This is a genomic window from Kitasatospora sp. NPDC090308, assembly GCF_044769485.1.
GTDB classification, from domain to species: Bacteria; Actinomycetota; Actinomycetes; order Streptomycetales; family Streptomycetaceae; genus Kitasatospora; species Kitasatospora fiedleri.
Genome location: NZ_JBIVXY010000002.1, coordinates 290463 through 309414, shown reverse-complemented (window position 1 = coordinate 309414; position 18952 = coordinate 290463). Strand labels below are relative to the sequence as shown.

Annotated in this window: 16 protein-coding genes and 2 tRNA genes; 6 read left to right on the top strand and 12 right to left on the bottom strand. The window is 74.3% G+C overall.

Features of this window, described 5'->3' with window-relative positions; translation table 11 throughout:
- The first annotated feature begins 31 nt into the window (after positions 1–31).
- Positions 32–2827 carry a phosphoenolpyruvate carboxylase gene (gene ppc, locus ACIQVD_RS05400; protein ID WP_400682237.1) on the top strand — a complete coding sequence of 932 codons (2796 nt, stop codon included), beginning with the start codon at positions 32–34 and terminating at the stop codon, positions 2825–2827.
- Positions 2828–2905: 78 nt separating this feature from the next.
- Here the strand turns inward: ppc and ACIQVD_RS05395 are convergent, their stop codons facing one another.
- The 6 genes from ACIQVD_RS05395 to ACIQVD_RS05370 all read right to left on the bottom strand — a co-directional run bounded on the left by ACIQVD_RS05395 (position 2906) and on the right by ACIQVD_RS05370 (position 7648).
- Entirely contained in the window at positions 2906–3130 is a 225-nt protein-coding gene (locus ACIQVD_RS05395; protein ID WP_282202377.1) for a hypothetical protein, read from the bottom strand.
- A gap of 199 nt (positions 3131–3329) precedes the next feature.
- Complete coding sequence (pth, locus tag ACIQVD_RS05390) at positions 3330–3905, bottom strand: aminoacyl-tRNA hydrolase (protein WP_400682239.1); 576 nt, start codon at positions 3903–3905, stop codon at positions 3330–3332.
- 109 nt (positions 3906–4014) lie between these two features.
- On the bottom strand, positions 4015–4623 hold the full coding sequence (locus tag ACIQVD_RS05385; protein ID WP_400682241.1) for a 50S ribosomal protein L25/general stress protein Ctc: 609 nt from the start codon (positions 4621–4623) through the stop codon (positions 4015–4017).
- A 259-nt stretch (positions 4624–4882) separates the two neighbouring features.
- The gene (locus ACIQVD_RS05380; protein ID WP_111555635.1) at positions 4883–5863 is read right to left on the bottom strand and encodes a ribose-phosphate diphosphokinase; all 981 of its coding nucleotides are present in this window, start codon (positions 5861–5863) and stop codon (positions 4883–4885) included.
- 154 nt (positions 5864–6017) lie between these two features.
- On the bottom strand, positions 6018–7463 hold the full coding sequence (gene glmU, locus ACIQVD_RS05375) for a bifunctional UDP-N-acetylglucosamine diphosphorylase/glucosamine-1-phosphate N-acetyltransferase GlmU (protein ID WP_100836619.1): 1446 nt from the start codon (positions 7461–7463) through the stop codon (positions 6018–6020).
- A 114-nt stretch (positions 7464–7577) separates the two neighbouring features.
- A tRNA-Gln gene (locus ACIQVD_RS05370) sits at positions 7578–7648 on the bottom strand.
- Positions 7649–7943: 295 nt separating this feature from the next.
- On the opposite strand from ACIQVD_RS05370, the gene ACIQVD_RS05365 reads away from it, so the two are divergent.
- The 3 genes from ACIQVD_RS05365 to ACIQVD_RS05355 are packed head-to-tail and all read left to right on the top strand — an operon-like array spanning position 7944 to position 10534.
- Positions 7944–8915 (top strand): acyl-CoA desaturase, encoded by a 972-nt coding sequence (locus ACIQVD_RS05365; RefSeq protein ID WP_400682243.1) that lies wholly within the window; start codon positions 7944–7946, stop codon positions 8913–8915.
- Between the two features lie 26 nt (positions 8916–8941).
- Positions 8942–9625: a TetR/AcrR family transcriptional regulator gene (locus ACIQVD_RS05360; RefSeq protein ID WP_100836621.1), complete on the top strand. Its 684-nt coding sequence runs from the start codon at positions 8942–8944 to the stop codon at positions 9623–9625.
- A gap of 57 nt (positions 9626–9682) precedes the next feature.
- Positions 9683–10534: a DMT family transporter gene (locus ACIQVD_RS05355; RefSeq protein ID WP_400682244.1), complete on the top strand. Its 852-nt coding sequence runs from the start codon at positions 9683–9685 to the stop codon at positions 10532–10534.
- A 23-nt stretch (positions 10535–10557) separates the two neighbouring features.
- On the opposite strand, the gene ACIQVD_RS05350 is transcribed toward ACIQVD_RS05355, so the two are convergent.
- Positions 10558–11355 carry a methyltransferase domain-containing protein gene (locus ACIQVD_RS05350; RefSeq protein WP_402286187.1) on the bottom strand — a complete coding sequence of 266 codons (798 nt, stop codon included), beginning with the start codon at positions 11353–11355 and terminating at the stop codon, positions 10558–10560.
- A 118-nt stretch (positions 11356–11473) separates the two neighbouring features.
- Between ACIQVD_RS05350 and ACIQVD_RS05345 the strand changes: the two genes are divergently transcribed.
- Positions 11474–11968: a MarR family winged helix-turn-helix transcriptional regulator gene (locus tag ACIQVD_RS05345; protein WP_400682247.1), complete on the top strand. Its 495-nt coding sequence runs from the start codon at positions 11474–11476 to the stop codon at positions 11966–11968.
- Between the two features lie 31 nt (positions 11969–11999).
- Here the strand turns inward: ACIQVD_RS05345 and ACIQVD_RS05340 are convergent, their stop codons facing one another.
- The 5 genes from ACIQVD_RS05340 to ACIQVD_RS05320 all read right to left on the bottom strand — a co-directional run bounded on the left by ACIQVD_RS05340 (position 12000) and on the right by ACIQVD_RS05320 (position 16677).
- Positions 12000–13532, bottom strand: a complete 1533-nt coding sequence (locus ACIQVD_RS05340; RefSeq protein WP_400682248.1) for a polysaccharide biosynthesis protein — start codon at positions 13530–13532, stop codon at positions 12000–12002.
- Between the two features lie 58 nt (positions 13533–13590).
- A complete protein-coding gene (locus ACIQVD_RS05335) occupies positions 13591–14535 on the bottom strand; it encodes a LuxR C-terminal-related transcriptional regulator (RefSeq protein ID WP_402286184.1) in 945 nt (314 codons plus the stop codon).
- A 143-nt stretch (positions 14536–14678) separates the two neighbouring features.
- Positions 14679–15659 (bottom strand): UDP-glucose 4-epimerase GalE, encoded by a 981-nt coding sequence (galE, locus tag ACIQVD_RS05330; protein ID WP_402286182.1) that lies wholly within the window; start codon positions 15657–15659, stop codon positions 14679–14681.
- A 111-nt stretch (positions 15660–15770) separates the two neighbouring features.
- A complete protein-coding gene (locus ACIQVD_RS05325) occupies positions 15771–16430 on the bottom strand; it encodes a LuxR C-terminal-related transcriptional regulator (RefSeq protein ID WP_400682253.1) in 660 nt (219 codons plus the stop codon).
- A 174-nt stretch (positions 16431–16604) separates the two neighbouring features.
- Positions 16605–16677, bottom strand: a tRNA-Thr gene (locus ACIQVD_RS05320).
- A gap of 178 nt (positions 16678–16855) precedes the next feature.
- On the opposite strand from ACIQVD_RS05320, the gene ACIQVD_RS05315 reads away from it, so the two are divergent.
- Positions 16856–18769: an FUSC family protein gene (locus ACIQVD_RS05315; RefSeq protein ID WP_400682254.1), complete on the top strand. Its 1914-nt coding sequence runs from the start codon at positions 16856–16858 to the stop codon at positions 18767–18769.
- Positions 18770–18952 lie beyond the last annotated feature (183 nt).

The following is an 18952-nucleotide window of genomic DNA, read 5'->3' as shown; positions in this document are numbered from 1 at the left end:
TGCCGAACCCCACCACCACAGGGAGACAGCCGTGACCGCTCCGGTCCCCACTCAGGCGGACAGCCCGTCCGCGATCGCCGACGCGGACAACGCCGCGCTGCGGGCGGACATCCGCCGCCTCGGCGACCTGCTCGGCGAGACACTGGTGCGCCAGGAGGGCCCCGAACTCCTGGGCCTGGTCGAGCAGGTGCGCCTGCTGAGCCGCACCGACGGCGAGGCGACCGCGCAGCTGCTGGCGGAGATCGACCTGGACACCGCCGCGAAGCTGGTGCGCGCCTTCTCGACCTACTTCCACCTGGCGAACGTCACGGAACAGGTGCACCGCGGCCGGGAGTTCGCCTCGCGCCGGGCCCGCGAGGGCTCGCTGCTGTCGCAGACCGCCGACCAGCTGAAGGAGGCGGACCCGAAGCACCTGGCGGACACCCTGGCCAACCTCGCGGTGCGCCCGGTGTTCACCGCGCACCCGACCGAGGCGGCCCGCCGCTCGGTGCTGAACAAGCTGCGCCGGGTCGGCGAGCTGCTGGAGCGCATCCACCGCGAGCAGGACGCCACCGGCCGGATCGACAGCGCCCGGCAGACCTCGGCCCGCCGCCAGGCCGACCGCCGCCTGGCCGAGGTGATCGACCTGCTCTGGCAGACCGACGAGCTGCGGATCGCCCGCCCGGAGCCCACCGACGAGGCCCGCAACGCCGTCTACTACCTGGACGAGCTGTACCGCGACGCCGTCCCGGAGGTGCTGGAGGAGCTGCACGAGGAGCTCGCCCGGGTCGGCCTGACGCTGCCCGAGGGCGTGCGCCCGCTGACCTTCGGCACCTGGATCGGCGGCGACCGCGACGGCAACCCGAACGTCACCCCGCGGGTCACCTGGGACGTGCTCAACCTCCAGCACGAGTACGGCATCAAGGACGCCCTGGCGGCCATCGACGACCTGCGCGCCTCGCTCTCCACCTCGGTCCGGCTGGCCGGGGCCTCCGAGGAGCTGCTGGCCTCGCTGGACGCCGACCTGGCGCACCTGCCGGAGCTGAGCCCGCGCTACAAGCGGATGAACGCCGAGGAGCCGTACCGGCTCAAGGCCACCTGCATCCGGATCAAGCTGGAGAACACCCGCGACCGCCTCGCCGCGGGCACCGCGCCCACCCCGGGCCGGGACTACGTCGGCACCCGCGACCTGCTGGCCGACCTGCGCCTGATCCAGGACTCGCTGCGCGCCCACCGCGGCGGCCTGATCGCCGACGGCCGCCTGGCCCGGGCGATCCGCACCATCGAGGCGTTCGGCCTCCAGCTGGCCACCATGGACGTGCGCGAGCACGCCGAGGCGCACCACCACGCGCTGGGCCAGCTGTTCGACCGGCTCGGCGAGGAGGCGTGGCGCTACACCGACATGCCGCGCGAGTACCGCCAGCGCCTGCTCTCCAAGGAGATGCGCTCGCGCCGCCCGCTGGCCCCGACCCCGGCCCCGCTGGACGCCGCGGGCGCCAAGACGCTGGGCGTGTTCACCACCATCCGGGAGGGCTTCGAGCGGTTCGGCGACGAGATCGTCGAGTCGTACATCATCTCGATGTGCCAGGGCGCGGACGACGTGTTCGCGGCGGCGGTGCTGGCCCGCGAGGCCGGCCTGATCGACCTGCACGCGGGCATCGCCAAGATCGGCATCGTGCCGCTGCTGGAGACCACCGACGAGCTCCAGGAGGCCGACCGCATCCTGGACGAGATGCTCTCCGACCCGTCGTACCGGCTGCTGGTGTCGCTGCGCGGCGACATCCAGGAGGTCATGCTCGGCTACTCGGACTCCTCGAAGTTCGGCGGCATCACCACCTCGCAGTGGGAGATCCACCGGGCCCAGCGCCGGCTGCGCGACGTCGCGCACCGCTACGGCATCCGGCTGCGGCTGTTCCACGGCCGCGGCGGCACCGTCGGCCGCGGCGGCGGCCCCTCGCACGAGGCGATCCTGGCCCAGCCGTGGGGCACCCTGGAGGGCGAGATCAAGGTCACCGAGCAGGGCGAGGTGATCTCCGACAAGTACCTGCTGCCCTCGCTGGCCCGGGAGAACCTGGAGCTGACCCTCTCCGCCACGCTGGCCGCGTCCGCGCTGCACACCGCGCCCCGGCAGGCCCCGGAGGAGCTGGCCCGCTGGGACGCGGCGATGGACCAGGTCTCGGCCGCCGCGCACACCGCGTACCGGGCGCTGGTCGAGCAGGAGGACCTGCCGAAGTACTTCTTCGCGGCGACGCCGGTCGACCAGCTGGCCTCGCTGCACCTGGGCTCCCGCCCGTCCCGCCGCCCCGACAGCGGCGCGGGCCTGGACGGCCTGCGGGCCATCCCGTGGGTGTTCGGCTGGACGCAGTCCCGGCAGATCGTCCCCGGCTGGTACGGCGTGGGCTCCGGCCTGGCGGCGGCCCGCGAGGCCGGGCTGACGGACGTGCTGGACGAGATGCACGGCAACTGGCACTTCTTCCGGAACTTCCTGTCCAACGTCGCCATGACGCTGGCCAAGACGGACCTGCGGATCGCCCGCCACTACGTCGAGCAGCTGGTCCCGGCCGAGCTGCACCACGTCTTCGACCAGATCGTCGCCGAGCACGACCTCACCCTGCGCGAGGTGCTGCGGCTGACCGGCGAGTCGGAGCTGCTGGAGCACAACGAGGTCCTCAAGCAGACCTTCACCGTGCGCGACGCCTACCTCGACCCGATCTCCTACCTCCAGGTCGCGCTGCTGCGCCGGCAGCGCGAGGAGGTCGCGGCCGGCCGCCCGGAGGACCCGCTGCGCGCCCGCGCGCTGCTGCTCACCGTGAACGGCATCGCGGCGGGCCTGCGCAACACCGGCTGATCCGCGCACCGCGCACCGCGGCGGCCCGCCCCCTCGTCCACCGAGGGGGCGGGCCGCCGCCGTTCGCGCGTCCTTCGTTCAGGCCCGCCTGCGCTTGCGCAGCCAGGCCGCCGCGCCGCCGGCCACCACCACCAGGCCGCCGCCGACCGCGTACCCGCCGGCCGAGCCGACCGAGCCGGTGGGCGGGGCGATCCGGGCCGCGGCGGGCTCCGGGACGGAGGTGGGTTCGGCGGCCGCGGCGGGCCCGGCGACCCATCCCCCGGCGGCCAGGCACAGGACGGTGCCTCCGACGACCTTGCCCACGCGCTCTGACCGGATCACGGTCCATACCCCCATAGACGGCACTTCAATCCTTGCGGCACCGGTTTCGACGGTATCCGATCCCCGGCCGTTTCTGACCCCAGGTCAGCTTCCAACGGGGAAGCGTTGCATGAACGTTGTGTACGGAGGGTGGTCGAATCCCGGTCCGCGCCTGCACTGAGTGCCAACCCGGCGGCGGGGGTCAGGAGTTGTAGTTCTGCTGGGCCCGCTCCAGGCCGTCGGCGAGCAGCGCCTCGACGGCGTCGGCGGCCCGGTCGACGAACCAGTCGAGGTCCTTGCGCTCGGTGGCCGAGAAGTCCTTGAGCACGAAGTCGGCCACCTCCATCCGGCCGGGCGGGCGGCCGATCCCGCAGCGGACCCGGTGGTAGTCGGGGCCGAGCGACTTGGTGAGCGACTTGAGGCCGTTGTGGCCGTTGTCGCCGCCGCCGGTCTTCAGCCGCAGCGCCGCGTAGTCGAGGTCGAGCTCGTCGTGGACGGCGACGATCGCCGGGGTCGGAACCTTGTAGAAGTCGCGCAGCGCGGTGACCGGCCCGCCCGAGAGGTTCATGAAGCTCATCGGCTCGGCCAGCACGACCCGCTTGCCGGACAGCCGCCCCTCGGCGACCTGGGCCCGGCTCTTGTGGGCCTTGAACTTCGCGCCCATCCGCCGGGCCAGCAGCTCGACCACCATGAAGCCGATGTTGTGCCGGTTGCGGGCGTACTCCTTGCCCGGGTTGCCGAGGCCCACCACCAGCCAGGGGCCGTCGTACTCGCTCATGCCGCTCCTCACGCGGGTGTTCTCCGTACCGTCACATCATCCCGGACACGCCGCTGCCCCGGCCGTCCGCGCGCGGGGCGGGACGGCCGGGGCAGCGAGGGAGCGGTGATCAGGCCTCGACGGCCTCGTCGGCGGCGGCGGCCTCGGTCTCGGCCTCCTCCTCCTCGGTGGCCTCGGGGGCCTGGGCGCCGATGACCTGCAGCACGACGGTGTCGGCCTCGACGGCCAGGGTCACGCCGGAGGGCAGGGTGATGTCGCCGGCGGTGATGGCGGCGCCGGCCTCCAGGCCCTCGATCGAGACGGTGACCGACTCGGGCAGGTGGGTGGCCTCGGCCTCGATCGGGAGGGCGTTCAGCACGTTCTCGATCAGGTTGCCGCCGGGGGCCAGCTCGCCCTCGGTGTGGACCGGGATCTCCACGGTGACCTTCTCGCCGCGCTTGACCAGCAGCAGGTCGACGTGCTCGATGGTGCGCTTGATGGCCTCGCGCTGGACGGCCTTCGGCAGCACGAACTCGTCCTTGCCCTCGATCGGGACGACCAGCAGGGCGTTCGGGGTCTTGAGGGCCATCATCAGGTCGTGGCCGGGCAGGTTCAGGTGCACCGGGGTGTGGCCGTGGCCGTACACGACACCGGGGACGAAGCCGGCGCGGCGGGCGCGGCGGGCGGCACCCTTGCCGAACTCGGTGCGGGCTTCGGCGGCAAGGCGGATCTCGGACACGGCTGCACTCCTCGTGAAGCGAAGGGGTGCAGGAACGACAGAACCGCCGGGCCACACCCTCAAGTACGTTTGGGGGGACGCTCGGCGGTTCGATCAAGGCGCATCGTTCTCGCGCGTCGATCACGGAGCACCGAATGGGCATCCCTCGCCGAGCAGTCTCCCAAGACTAACCGGGGGGTGGCACGGACGTGAAATCGGCCCCCGGTTCCCGTGCGGGACCGGGGGCCGACCAGGGGGCTGGCGGGTGGCTGACGGAGGGTCAGTGCACGCCCTCGAAGAGGCTGGTGACCGAGCCGTCCTCGAACACCTCGCGCACCGCGGCGGCGATCGACGGGGCGATCGACAGCGTGGTGATCTTGTCCAGCTGGAGCTGGGCGGGGGTCGGCAGGGTGTTGGTGAACACGAACTCGCTGACCCGGGAGTTCTTCAGCCGGTCCGCGGCCGGGCCGGAGAGCACGCCGTGGGTGGCGGCCACCAGGACGTCGGCGGCGCCGGCGTCGAACAGCGCGTCGGCGGCGGCGCAGATGGTGCCGGCGGTGTCGATCATGTCGTCGACCAGGACGCAGACCCGGTCCCTGACGTCGCCGACCACCTCGGCGGACAGGATGGTGTTGGCCTGCGACATGTCGCGGCGCTTGTGGATGATCGCCAGCGGGGCGCCGAGGCGGTCGCACCACTGGTCGGCGACCTTCACCCGGCCGGCGTCCGGGGAGACGACGGTCAGCTTGGAGCGGTCCGGGACGCGGTCGCCCACGTAGTCGGCGAGCATCGGCAGCGCGAACAGGTGGTCCACCGGGCCGTCGAAGAAGCCCTGGATCTGCGCGGTGTGCAGGTCCACGGCCATCAGCCGGTCGGCGCCGGCCTGGCGCAGCAGGTCGGCGACCAGGCGGGCCGAGATGGGCTCGCGGCCGAGGTGCTTCTTGTCCTGCCGGGCGTAGCCGTAGAAGGGGAGGATGGCGGTGATGCTGCGGGCCGACGCGCGCTTGAGCGCGTCGATCATGATCAGCTGCTCCATGATCCACTGGTTGATCGGAGCCGTGTGGCTCTGGATCACGAAGCAGTCCGCACCGCGGGCGGACTCCAGGAAGCGGACGTAGATCTCGCCGTTGGCGAAGTCCAGGGCCTTGGTCGGGACGAGTTCGGTGCCCAGTTCGCGGGCGACCTCCTCGGCAAGTTCGTGGTGGGCACGGCCGGAAAAGAGTTTCAGCTTCTTCTCACCGGAGGTCGTGATCCCGCTCACTGCACCGTCTCCTCGTGTATTGCCACTCTGGGTGAGTACGCCGAGGCACGGCCGGACTGGCCCGATGGCGCACGTATGTACATCAGGTTACGCGCCCCGCGGAAGCTCCGGCGGCCGGGGACCACTCCTCAAGATCCCCGGCCGTCACGCCCGACTACTCCGCCCCACCGGCCTCCGCCGCCGCGCGGGCCGAGGCCGAACCGGGCCGCTTCCGCTCAACCCAGCCCGCGATGTTGCGCTGCTGGGCCCGCGCGACGCCCAGCGAACCGGCCGGGACGTCGTTGGTGATCACCGACCCGGCGGCCGTGTAGGCGCCGTCACCGACCGTCACCGGAGCGATGAACATGTTGTCGGAACCCGTGCGGCAGTGGGCCCCGATCACCGTCCGGTGCTTGTTCACGCCGTCGTAGTTGACTGTGACGGACGCCGCACCGACGTTGGTGCCCTCGCCGATCGTCGCGTCCCCGATGTACGACAGGTGCGGGACCTTCGCCCCCTCGCCGAGCTCCGAGTTCTTGATCTCGACGTAGGTGCCGGCCTTCGCCCCCCGGGCCAGCCTGGTGCCCGGCCGCAGGTACGCGTACGGGCCCACCGCGGCCTCCGGGCCGATCTCGGCCCGGTCGGCCGTGGTGTTGCTCACACGGGCGCCCGCGCCGACCGCGGTGTCGGTCAGCGTGGTGTTCGGGCCGACCTCGCAGCCCTCGCCCAGGTGGCTGGCGCCGTGCAGCTGGGTGTTCGGGTGCACCAGCGCGTCCGGCTCGTAGGTGACCTGGACGTCGAACCAGGTGGAGGCCGGGTCGACCACGGTGACGCCGGCCCGCATGGCGTTCTCCAGCAGGCGGTCGTTGAGCAGCCGGCGGGCCGCGGCGAGCTGCACCCGGTCGTTGATGCCGACGATCTCCCGGTGGTCGGCGGCGACCACCGCGCCCACCCGGTGGCCCTCCCGGCGGAGGATCTCCAGGGTGTCGGTCAGGTACTCCTCGCCCTGCGCGTTGTCGGTGCCGACCAGCGACAGGGCGAGCGCCAGCAGCTTGGCGTCGAAGGCGAACACCCCGGAGTTGATCTCGTCGACGGCCAGCTGCTCGGCGGTGGCGTCCTTGTGCTCGACGATCGCGGCGACCGCGCCGTCCGGGCCGCGCAGGATCCGGCCGTAGCCGGTGGCGTCGGGGACGCGGGCGGTCAGCACGGTGACGCCGTTGCCCTGCTCGGCGTGGGCGGCGGCCAGCGCCGCCAGGGTGGTGCCGGTCAGCAGCGGGGCGTCGCCGGTGGTGACCAGCACGGTGCCGTCCAGCTGCACGCCGTCGGCGGCGAGCGCCTCCAGCGCGGTGCGCACCGCGTGGCCGGTGCCGTTCTGCTCGGTCTGGACGACCGGGCGGGCGGCCGGGTGGTGCTCGGCCAGGTGGGCCTGGACCAGCTCGCGCAGGTGGCCGATCACCACGACCAGCTGACCGGGCGTCAACTCCTGTGCGGCGCTGACCGCGTGGCCCACCAGGGAGCGCCCGCAGATCTCGTGCAGCACCTTCGGCAGCGCCCTGGACTTCATTCGGGTACCGCCCCCGGCGGCGAGCACGATGACGGCGGCGGGCTGGTTGGCACTCACGCGGGGAGACTCCTCGGTCGATGCGGATTGAGGGCGCACCGAACAATACCGAGAGAAAAGGAAGACAAACCGTCCGAAACGGTCGGACCGGGACGGCGCCCGGCCGGGAAGAGGCTCCGCCGCTAGGATTCGAACCCAGACAAAGGCCTCCAAAGGGCCCTGTGCTGCCATTACACCACGGCGGAACGGGCGCGACGCGCGCCCAGCACAGCCTACGGGTTGACGGCCCGTAGCTCCACCACCTTCCCCGAAGGCGCCCCGGCCCGCGCCCCCCGACCGCGCAGGTCGCGCCCCGTGGACGGGCCGTCGGCGGACCGCCGACGCGCTACCGACGCGCTACCGACGGGCCGGGATCCGGCGGGCGAACGGTGCGACACGTGCGCGCGGGGCCCTTCCGTTTTCCCGGGCCCGGTACCTACGATGCCGTAAGTTACGGTCACGTAGGTACTCCGCCGGTCCCCTCTCCCCCAGGGAAGCGCCATGACCATCCAGGCCGGGCAGGCGCCGCCGAGCGCCGCCGAGGACGCACAGCGAACCGCCACCGCGTTGTCCGCCACCAGAGGCGGCGAGAAGCAGGGCGCGCTGGAGCGCGCCACCCTGATCCTGTTCATCGCGGTGCCCTTCCTGGCCCTGCTGGCCGCCGTCCCGGCGGCCTGGGGCTGGGGGCTGTCCTGGCTGGACGCCGGGATCGCCGTCGCCATGTACTTCCTGACCTGCCACGGCATCACCGTCGGCTACCACCGCTACTTCACCCACGGCGCCTTCAAGGCCAACCGCCCGCTGCGGCTCGGCCTGGCCGTGCTCGGCTCGCTGGCCGTCGAGGGCCCGCTGGTGCGCTGGGTCGCCGACCACCGCAAGCACCACCGCTACTCCGACAAGGACGGCGACCCGCACTCGCCGTGGCGCTACGGCGAGAGCGTGCCCGCGCTGCTCAAGGGCCTGTGGTGGGCGCACATGGGCTGGATGTTCGACGAGGAGCAGACCTCGCAGCTCACCTACGCGCCCGACCTGGTCCGCGACCCGGCCATAAGGCGCATCTCCCGGCTGTTCTGGCTGTGGACGCTGCTCTCGCTCGGCCTGCCCGCGCTGGTCGGCGGCCTGGCCACCTGGAGCTGGCAGGGCGCGCTGACCGCCTTCTTCTGGGGCTCGCTGGTCCGGGTCGCGCTGCTGCACCACGTCACCTGGTCGATCAACTCGATCTGCCACGCGGTGGGCGCCCGCCCGTTCAAGTCCCGCGACCGGTCCGGCAACGTGTGGTGGCTGGCCGTGCTCTCCTGCGGCGAGTCCTGGCACAACCTGCACCACGCCGACCCCACCTCGGCCCGGCACGGCGTGCTCCGCGGCCAGGTCGACTCCTCGGCCCGGGTCATCCGCTGGTTCGAACAGGCGGGCTGGGCGCACGACGTCCGCTGGCCCGGCGCGGAGCGGATCGCCGCCCGCCGCGCCGCATGAGTCAGCGCCTACAGCATGATGGAGGGGTGAACGGGACCAACGGAGACAGCGCCGGCCATCGGCAGCCCTCGCGCCGCGGCGGGGGCAAGAGCGCCGGCCGGGTGCGGATGACCGGCAAGCAGCGCCGCGAGCAGCTGCTGGAGATCGGCCGGACGGTCTTCGCCGAACGCGGCTACGACGGCACCTCGGTCGAGGAGATCGCCGAGCGCGCCGGGGTCTCCAAGCCCGTCGTGTACGAGCACTTCGGCGGCAAGGAGGGCCTGTACGCGGTGGTGGTCGACCGCGAGATGCAGCTGCTGCTCGACATGGTCACCGGCGCGCTGACCGGCGGGCACTCCCGCGAGCTGCTGGAGCAGGCCGCGTTCGCGCTGATGGACTACATCGACACCTCCACCGACGGTTTCAAGATCCTGGTCCGGGACTCGCCGGTGGCCCAGTCCACCGGCTCCTTCGCCTCGCTGATCGGCGACATCGCCACCCAGGTCGAGGACATCCTCGGCCTGGAGTTCAAGTCCCGGGGCTTCGACGCCAGGCTGGCGCCGATGTACTCGCAGATGCTGGTCGGCATGGTGGCGCTGACCGGCCAGTGGTGGCTGGAAGTGCGCAAGCCCGCCAAGGCGGAGGTCGCCGCCCACCTGGTCAACCTCGCCTGGCACGGCCTGGAGGGCCTGGAGCGGCACCCCAAGCTGGTCGGCGACCGCAAGAACTGACCGGCCCGGCCCCGCCACCGGGGCCGCCGGGCCGACACGCACGACAGGGGCGGTCCCGTGGCGGTCTTCCTGCTGGCCCTCGGCGCGGCCTGCCTGCTGGGCGCCGGATTCGTCCTGCAGCAGCACGCCGCCCAGCGCGCGCCCAGCGGGGACCTGCTGCGCTGGCGGCTGCTGCTCGACCTGGTGCGGATGCCCGACTGGCTGCTCGGCATCGCCTTCATGATCGGCGGCCAGGTGCTCTCCGCGCTCGCCCTCAGCCAGGGCGAAGTCACCCTGGTGGAACCGCTGCTGGCCACCAACCTGGTCTGGGCGATGCTGCTGGCCCGCCGGATCACCGGCACCCGGCTGGGCCGCTCCGGCTGGGCCGGCGTCGCCCTGATCGCCCTCGGCGTCACCGCGTTCATCGCCGCCGGGCAGCCCCGGGGCGGCGGCCCGGCGGCCGGGCCGCTGCGCCACTGGCTGGTGATCGGCATCGTCTCCGGCCTGGCCCTGCTGCTGGTCGCGGTGGCCCGCCGGCTTCCGCTGTTCGAGGAGGCCACCCTGCTGGCGCTGGCCGCCGGGCTGCTCTACGGCCTCCAGGACGCGCTCACCCGCGCCACCTTCGACCGGATCGACCAGGACGGGGCGGCGGCCGCGCTGGTGTCCTGGCCGCCGTACACCGTGCTCGGCCTGGGCGTGGTCGGGCTGCTGCTGGTGCAGTCCGCGTTCGAGGCCGCCCCGCTGCGGATGTCGCTGCCCGCGCTGACCGCCGCCCAGCCGCTGGCCGGGATCGCCTGCGCGGTCGGCTTCCTCGGCGACCGGCTCCGGCTCACCCCCGGGGCGCTGGCCTGGCAGAGCGCCGGGCTGGCCGCGGTCGTGGTCGGCGTGGTGGTGCTGGGCCGGCACCCGGCGCTGCCCGGCGCGAAGTGACCCGGCGGCCGTCCGGAGGCTCCTCAGTGCTTGACGGCCACCGCGAAGACCCGGCGGAACGGGAACAGGGTGCCGTGCTCGGTCGCCGGGTACGCCGCGCGCAGCAGCGCGCCGTACCCGGCCAGGAACTCGGCCCGCTCGGCCGGCTCCGGCAGCCGGTCCAGCACCGGGCGCAGCGCGGAGCCCTTGACCCACTCCAGCACCGGGTCGGGGCCCTGGAGCACCATCGTGTAGGTGCTCTCCCAGACGTCCACGGCGCAGCCCGCGGCCAGCAGCGTCCGGGCGTAGCGGTCCGGGGCGTGGCAGGAGGCGTCGGGGCGGGCGGTGCCCAGGCGGTCGCGCCAGCGCGGGCTGCGGCGCAGCTCGGCGAGCAGGGTGTGGCTGGGGGCGGCGAAGTTGCCGGGCAGCTGGAAGGCGATCACCCCGCCGGGGCGCAGCGCGGCCGCCCAGCGGGGCAGCAGGGCGAGGTGGTCGGCGGTGTCGGTGTCCATCCAGTGCAGGGCGGCGTTGGAGGCGATCAGGTGGGGCCGTTCGGGGGCCGGGTCGTAGGCGGTGACGTCCTGCTCGCGGTACTCGGCGGTGGGCTCGCCGTCGGCGCCGCGGGCCCGGGCCAGCAGTTCGGGCGAGGTGTCGAGGCCGAGCAGCCGGGCGTCGGGCCAGCGGCGGCGCAGGGCGGCGGTGGAGTTGCCGGGGCCGCAGCCGAGGTCCAGCACGGTGGGGCGGGGCGGCAGGCCGGGGACCCGGGCGAGCAGGTCGTCGAACGGGCGGTTGCGCAGGTCGGCGTAGTGCAGGTACTGGTCGGCGTCCCAGTGGGCGGGCATGGCGCGGCTCCGGAAAGTATCTCGATGTCAAGATATCCCTGTCACGCCGAGACTTCCTTTGTTATCTCTTGATGTCAAGAGACTTCACATCGACACACCCCCCGATACACTGATCGTCATGGAGGACGAGGTCGACCGCCTGGTCGCAGCATGGCGCCGAGAGCGCCCCGACCTCGACGTGGAACCGCTTGAGGTCCTCAGTCGGGTGAGCCGCCTCGCCCGCCACCTGGACCGCGCCCGCCGCACCGCCTTCGCCGAGCACGGTCTCGAACCCTGGGAGTTCGACGTCCTCACCGCCCTGCGCCGGGCCGGCTCCCCCTACCAGCTCTCCCCCGGCCAGCTGCTCACCCAGACCCTGGTCACCTCCGGCACCATGACCAACCGGATCGACCGCCTCACCGCCAAGGGCCTGGTCGTCCGCCTCCCCGACCCGGACGACCGCCGCGGCGTCCTGGTCCGCCTCACCGGGGCCGGCCGCGACCAGGCCGACCAGGCCCTGGCCGGCCTCCTCGCCCACGAGCGCGAGATCCTCTCCCAGCTCGCCCCCGCCCAGCAGGCAGAACTCGCCGCCCTGCTGCGCGACCTGGTCGCCCCCTTCGACCGCAGCAGCTGAGCCCGGCCCCGGCGGGGCCGGTGTCACGGGCTCAGAAGCCGTCCGGGTACGGGGTGGCGAGCGCCGGGGTGCGGGCGGGGGCGGTCTGGTAGCCGGGGAGCAGGGCCGCCAGGCGGTCGCGGACTTCGGGGTCGTCGTTGGTGGTGGCCGCCGCGTAGAGGCCGGTGAGGCCGCCGGCCAGGTCCTCGGGGGCGGCGGCGTGGTCGGCGGCGGTGGCGAAGATCCGGGGGTGGGCGGTGGGCAGGCGTTCCTCGGCGGCGGAGAACAGGGCCTCGTTGAGCTTCTCGCCGGCCCGCAGGCCGGTGTAGCGGATCTCGACCTCGTCCGCGCCGAGTTGGACCTGTTCGGCGAAGTTGTGGACCAGGTCGACGATCCGGACCGGCTCGCCCATGTCGAGCACGAAGACCTCGCCGCCCTCGGCCATCCGCCCGGCCTCCAGGACCAGGCCGACGGCCTCCTCGATGGTCATGAAGAAGCGGGTGACGTCGGGGTGGGTGACCGTCACCGGGCCGCCGCTGCGCAGCTGTTCCTCCAGGACGGACAGCAGCGAGCCGCGCGAGCCGAGCACGTTGCCGAAGCGGACGGCGGCGAAGACGCCGGTGCCGAGGTTGCGGGCGTCGCGGGCGTTGGCCTGGACGATGAGTTCGGCCAGCCGCTTGCTCGCGCCCAGCACCGAGGTCGGGTCGGCGGCCTTGTCGGTGGAGATCAGCACGAACCGCTCGACGCCGGTGGCCAGCGCGGCCTCGACCAGGTGGTCGGTGCCCAGGACGTTGGACTTGACGGCCTCGCTGGGGTGGCGCTCCAGCAGCGGCAGGTGCTTGTGCGCGGCGGCGTGGAAGACCACGTCGGGGCGCAGGTCGCGGAAGATCTGCTGGATCCGGGGGCGGTCCCGGATGTCGGCGATGACCAGCGAGTCGTCGGTGAGCAGCGCCTCGCCCCAGATGTCGAGCTGGAGGCGGTGCAGGTTGGACTCGTCGTGGTCGAGCATGTAGAGCGCGGCCGGCCCGAACGCCTGGACCTGGCGGCACAGTTCGCTGCCGATCGAGCCGCCGGCACCGGTCACCAGGACCCGGCGGCCCTCGATCACGGTGCGGACGTCCGGCGAGACCACGTGCACCTCGTGCCGCCCGATCAGCCGGTTGACGTCCAGGGTGCGCATGTCCGAGCCGACCACCTCGCGGCGCAGCGCGGCCAGGAAGGACGGCAGGTAGCGGACGGCCGCGCCGGCGGCGGCCGCGGCGGTGGCCAGGGTCCGCACCCGCTGGTGCGGCAGGCCCGGGATGGCGAGGACGACGACCTGGGCGCGGTGGCGCAGCGCCAGGTCGGTGAGGTCGGCGAGCGGGCCCAGGACGGGGCTGCCGGAGACGTCCCGGCCGGCCTTGGCCGGGTCGTCGTCCAGGACGCCGACCGGGTCGAGGCCGAACTCCGGGGTCCGGCCCAGGTCGCGGACCAGGGCGGTGCCGGCGGAACCGGCCCCGACCACCAGGGTGCGCAGGCCGGTGGAGCCGTCCGGTGGGCGGGTACGGGCCCCGTGCGGGCGTGCGGCAGTGCGGTGCGGCAACATCTGACCTCCGGTTTCCCTGAATCACGGAGTGGAACGTGCGGGGGAGGCGGGGGCTCGTTCAGCCCGCGCCGGGGCCTGTGGCGGCCGCGACGGTCGGCGGGGGGACGGGGACGGGCGGTTCGGAGGGCGCGATCCCGGCCCGGCGGGCGACCGCGACCGCCGCGAGCGTGGAGTGCACCCCCAGCTTGCCCAGGACGTTCTGCATGTGGGTGCGGACGGTGTGCGGGGAGAGGAACAGCCGCTCGGCGACGGCCTGCCGGCCGAGCCCGGCGACCATGCAGCGCAGCACCTCCTCCTCGCGGGGGGTGAGCGCGGCGACCAGCCGCTCGCTCTCCGAGCGGTCGCGGCGGGCCGAGGTCAGTTCGCGGACCACGCCGGTGAGCAGCGCGGGCGGCAGGTGCGTCTCGTCGCGGCGCACGCCGCGCACCACGGTCATCAGCGCGCTGAGCGAACTCTCGCGCGCCACCCAGCCGTTGGCCCCGGCCTGGAGGGCCCGGGCGGCCCGCTGCGGGTCGTCCGCGGCGGCCAGCAGGACGGCCCGCACCTCCGGGTGGGCCCGCCGGACGCGGGCGACCAGGGCGATCCCGTCGGTCAGCGGCCGGACCTCGCCGGACCGGACGGCGGGGAGCTGCGGCGGCGTCAACTGGACGGCGGCGGGCCGCTGTTGCGGATGGTGCGGCTGTCGCGGCCCGGCCGGGGCGCGCCGGGGCGCGGGCGGCCCGGGCGCGGCGGCCTGCACGCGGGGCGGCGGGGCGGCCTGCGGGTGCGGCGACGGCGGTCCGGCCGGGGCGCGGGGCGGCAGCGGGACGGCGCCCAGGTCGACGTCGACCAGCACCACGTCGTACGGGCGGTGTTCGGCCACCGCCCGCTCCAGCGCCCGTTCGGCCGCCGCCGCGCTGCCCGCCGCCCCGACGTCCACGTCGGGTTCGGCGGCCAGTGCCGTGGCGAGCGCCTCGGCGAAGATCCGGTGGCCGTCGACCACCAGGACGCGCATACGCCCCATCGTCCTTGCCCCCCTGCTCGTGGCCCGACCCCCACCGGTGCCTCACTCAGCCTACGGGCGTGCGCCGCCGCGGCGTGGGGGTTTGGTGAAGTTCCTGTACACAGGGTCTCCGGGGGCGGGAGCCGGGCCGGGGAGCGGGCTGGTCAGGCGCGGTGGGCGAGGGTGAACTCCCAGGCGTCGGCGACGATCCGGTCGAGGTCGGGGCGCTTCGGGGTCCAGCCGAGCGCCTCGCGGGCGCGGTCGGCGGCGGCGACCAGGACGGCCGGGTCGCCCGGGCGGCGGTCGGCGATCCGGACCGGGATCTCCCGGCCGGTGACGCGCCGGACGGACTCGATCACCTCGCGCACCGAGAAGCCGGTGCCGTTGCCCAGGTTGCACACCAGGTGCTCGCCGGGCCTGGCGGCGTCCAGCGCCAGCAGGTGCGCCTCGGCCAGGTCGGCGATGTGGATGTAGTCCCGGATGCAGGTGCCGTCCGGGGTCGGGTAGTCCTCGCCGAACACCGCGATGTCCGGGCGCTGCCCCAGCGCCGCCTGGAACACCAGCGGGATCAGGTGCGACTCCGGCTCGTGCCGCTCCCCGTAACGCCCGTACGCCCCGGCCACGTTGAAGTAGCGCAGGCTCACCGCGGCCAGGCCGTGCGCGGTCGCCTCGGAGGTGATCAGGTGGTCCACCGCCAGCTTGGTGGCCCCGTAGGTGTTGGTGGGCGCCGTCCGCGCGCTCTCCTTGATCGGCACCTCCTCGGGCTCCCCGTACACCGCCGCGGTGGAGGAGAACACCAGCGTGCCCACCCCGGCCTTGCGCATCGCCGCCACCAGCTCCAGCGAACCGGCCACGTTGTTGCGCCAGTACTTCTCCGGGTCCGCCACCGACTCGCCGACCTGGGAGGAGGCCGCGAAGTGCAGCACGCCGTCGAAGGAGGAGTCCAGCACCCCGGCCGCCTCCTGGATCCGGCCCCGCACGAACTCCGCCCCGTCCGGCACCCCTTCCGCGAACCCGGTCGACAGGTCGTCCAGCACCGTCACCCGGTGGCCCGCCTCCAGCAGGTGCGCCGCCACCACGCTCCCCACGTAACCGGCTCCGCCCGTGACCAGGTACTTGCCCATGTTCTCCGACCTCCGCGACATTTCGGGTGTTCCTCGACCGGAGCATAGGGCACCCGTCTGAACCGCCCGTCCGGGCCGGCCGGGCGGGCCTCCCGCCCCCGCGCCGGGCCGGACGGTGAACTCACGGGAAGATCAGGCCAGTTGGTCCAGCAGCCCGGTCCGGGCCGCCAGCGCGGCCGCCTCCAGCCGGGACCGCGCGCCCAGTTTGGTCAGCACCCGCTGGACGTGCGTGCGGGCGGTGGACGGGGCGATCCGCATCGCCGCGGCGATCGCCGCCGTGTCCTCGCCGTCCGCGATCCGGGCCAGCACCTGCACCTCCCGCCGGGTCAGCAGCCGCAGCAGCCGCAGCGCCTCGTCGTCCGGCTCGGCCGCCGGCCACAGCAGGTGCTCGAACGCCGCCCGCAGCACGTCGACCCCGACCGCCGCCTCCCCGGCCCGCACCCGGACGATCGCCCGGTCCACCACCTCGATCCGCTCGTCGCTGCGGACGTACCCGGCCGCCCCCGCCGCGAACGCCGCCGCGACCCGCCCCGGCGCGCCGAGCGGGCCGAGTACCACCACCGCGATCTCCGGCCGCTCCCGGCGCAGCCGCCGCAGCGGCCCGAACGGGTCGTCCGGCCCGCCCGCCGTCCCCAGCAGGCACACCTCCGGCCGCCGCCCCGCCACCAGTTCCAGCACCGCCCCGCACGGCGCCCCGATCCCCAGCACCCGGTGCCCGCGCTGCTGCAGGGCCGACCCCAGCGCCTCGGCCATCAGCCGGTGGTCGTCCGCCACCACGAGCCGTGCGCTCATCCCGCGCCTCCCCCTCCGGGCCCGACAGACGCACCATCACAGCGCACAATCGCCCGCCCCGCCAGAGCACCTCCGGAACCGGCCCCGGGCAACGCGGAGGGGGCGACCCGCGCGGGGCGGCCCGAACGGGACAACGCGAAAGGCCCCGCCTCACGGCGGGGCCTCGCTGTCCTGAGCCCCCATGCGGAATCGAACCGCAGACCTTCTCCTTACCATGGAGACGCTCTACCGACTGAGCTATAGGGGCTTGTTGCTCCGGGTCCCTCGCGGTTCCCCTTGCGACGAGGAAAACACTACATGCTCCGCGGACGGGTTGGGAAATCCGCTTCGGCCAGGTCGGAGGGCTAAACTGCCCGAGAAGACCCGATCTGCCGTGCAATGTCGCCCAGCAGCCGCGAACTCCCGTGCAGCGAAGGCGTGATCCTGTGTCAGCCCCCGGCCGCAGCCGTGCTTCCGGCGACCCCTCCGCGTGGTGGGCGCTGGCCCTGCGGCCGAGCCGCCCGGTGGTGGCGCGGGCGCTGGTGGTGCGGGCCGCGGTGGGGATGGCGGTGCCGCTGCTGGCCGGGCTGCTGTGCGACCGGATGGCGCTGGGAGTGTTCGCCGCGCTGGGGGCGATGCACGCGACGATGAACGACCGGGTGGAGCCGCTGCGGCTGCGGGCGCCGCGGATCGCGCTGGCGCTGGCGGCGTCGACGGCCGGGATGCTGATCGGCGCCGAACTGCAGTACCGGGGCGCGGGCGGCCTGGAGATCGGGGCGGCGCTGACCGCGGTGGGCTTCGCGGGCGGGGCGCTGTCCGCGACCGGGCCGCGCGGGTCGGCGGCCGGGATGCTGCTGCTGGTGTCGGCCTCGCTGGGCGGCGGGATGGCGCTGCCGCACCCGTGGTGGGCGGCGCCCGCGATGATGCCGTGCGGGGCCGCGCTGGTGCTGCTGATGGGGGTGCGCTACCGCACCGACGTCCGCTCCGATCCGCGCACCCGGGCGCTCGCCGAGGTCTACCTGGCACTCGGCGGCCTGCTCGCCGCCCTCGGCACCCCGGACGGCGCGGCGGCCCGCCGCCTGCTCACCGGCCGGCTCAACCAGATGCAGGACCTGCTGCCGCCGCCCCGCCCGGACCGGCGCGAGTCGGAGCGGCTGCGCTGGCTGCGCCGCTCGTACGAGGCCGCGCTGGGCGCCACCGAGGCGGCGGCCGGGCTGCTGTGGGCCTGGCGCCCGGTGCCGCCGGAGGTGGCGGAGCTGCCCGCCCGGCTGGCCGCCCGGATCACCGGCGGCCCCGAGCCCGACTACCCCGACTGGCGGCCGGACACCCCGTCCCGGACGGCGTTCGACACCGCGCTGCGGGCCGCCGCCGACACCGTCGCGGGCCGCTGGGCGCCGCTGGACACCGCCGCCCCGCCGCCGCCCGACCCGTGGCGGCTGCGCGCCCGGCTGCTGTCCCGGGGCTCGGTGCGCTACGGGCTGCGGGTGGCGCTGTGCGTGGCGGTCGCCGAGACGCTGGTCAACGGGGTGACGCTGAGCCGCAGCTACTGGGTGCCGATGACGGTGGCGTTCGTCCTCAAGCCGGACCTGGGTTCGGTGTTCCAGCGGGCGGTGAGCCGGGCGCTGGGCACCGTGCTGGGCATCGCGGTCACCGCGGTGCTGCTGGCGCTGACCACGAACCCCTGGGCGCTGAGCCTGGCCATCTCGCTCTGCGTGGCGCTGCTGCCGTACTCGACGGCCGCGCACTACGGGCTGAACACCATCGTGATGACGCCGGTCGCGCTGCTGCTGGTGCAGCTCGGCGGGGAGAGCGGGGCCGCCGAGTTCTGGCCGCGGGTCCTGGACACCGCGCTGGCCAGCGGCATCGTGCTGGTCTTCGGCTACCTGCTGTGGCCCGACCGGCCGCCGCACCGGATCGAGCCCAGCGTCGTCACCGCCGCCGCCACCCTGCGCCGCTACCTGGCCGCGGTGGTCGCCGGACGCACCCAGCCGGTCGCCGAGGTGTGGCTGCGCCGCACCGCGTACCGATCACTGGCCGACGCCCGCCGGCAGGTGGACCTCGGCCTGGCCGAACCCCCGCCCGCCGGCCGGCTCGCCGAACGCTGGCTGCCCACCACCGCCGCGCTGGAACGGATGTCCGGCGCGGTGGCCGCGTACGCCGCCCAGCTGCGCTACGGCGGCCGGCAGCCGGAGCCGGAGGTGATCGAACGGGTGCTGACCTCGCTGGACCGGATCACCGCCGCAGCCCGCACCCACCACCCCCCGACCGGCCGGATCGCCGGCCCGACCGGCCCGCACGACCCGTCCCGCAGCGCGCTGGCCCGGGCCGCCGACGAACTCGACCAGCTCCTGGACGGCTGAGGCCCGGCCGGGCGGCCGAAGCCCGCGTCGCACGGCCGGGGCCCGAGCCGGGCGACCGGAGCCGAGCAGGACGGCTAAGGCTCGACCGAGCGGTCGAAGCCCGGGCCCGAGCGACTGGGGCCAGGCCGAGCGGCCGAGCCGAGCCAGGGGGCCACGGCCCCGCCGGGCGTCCGAGGCCCCGCC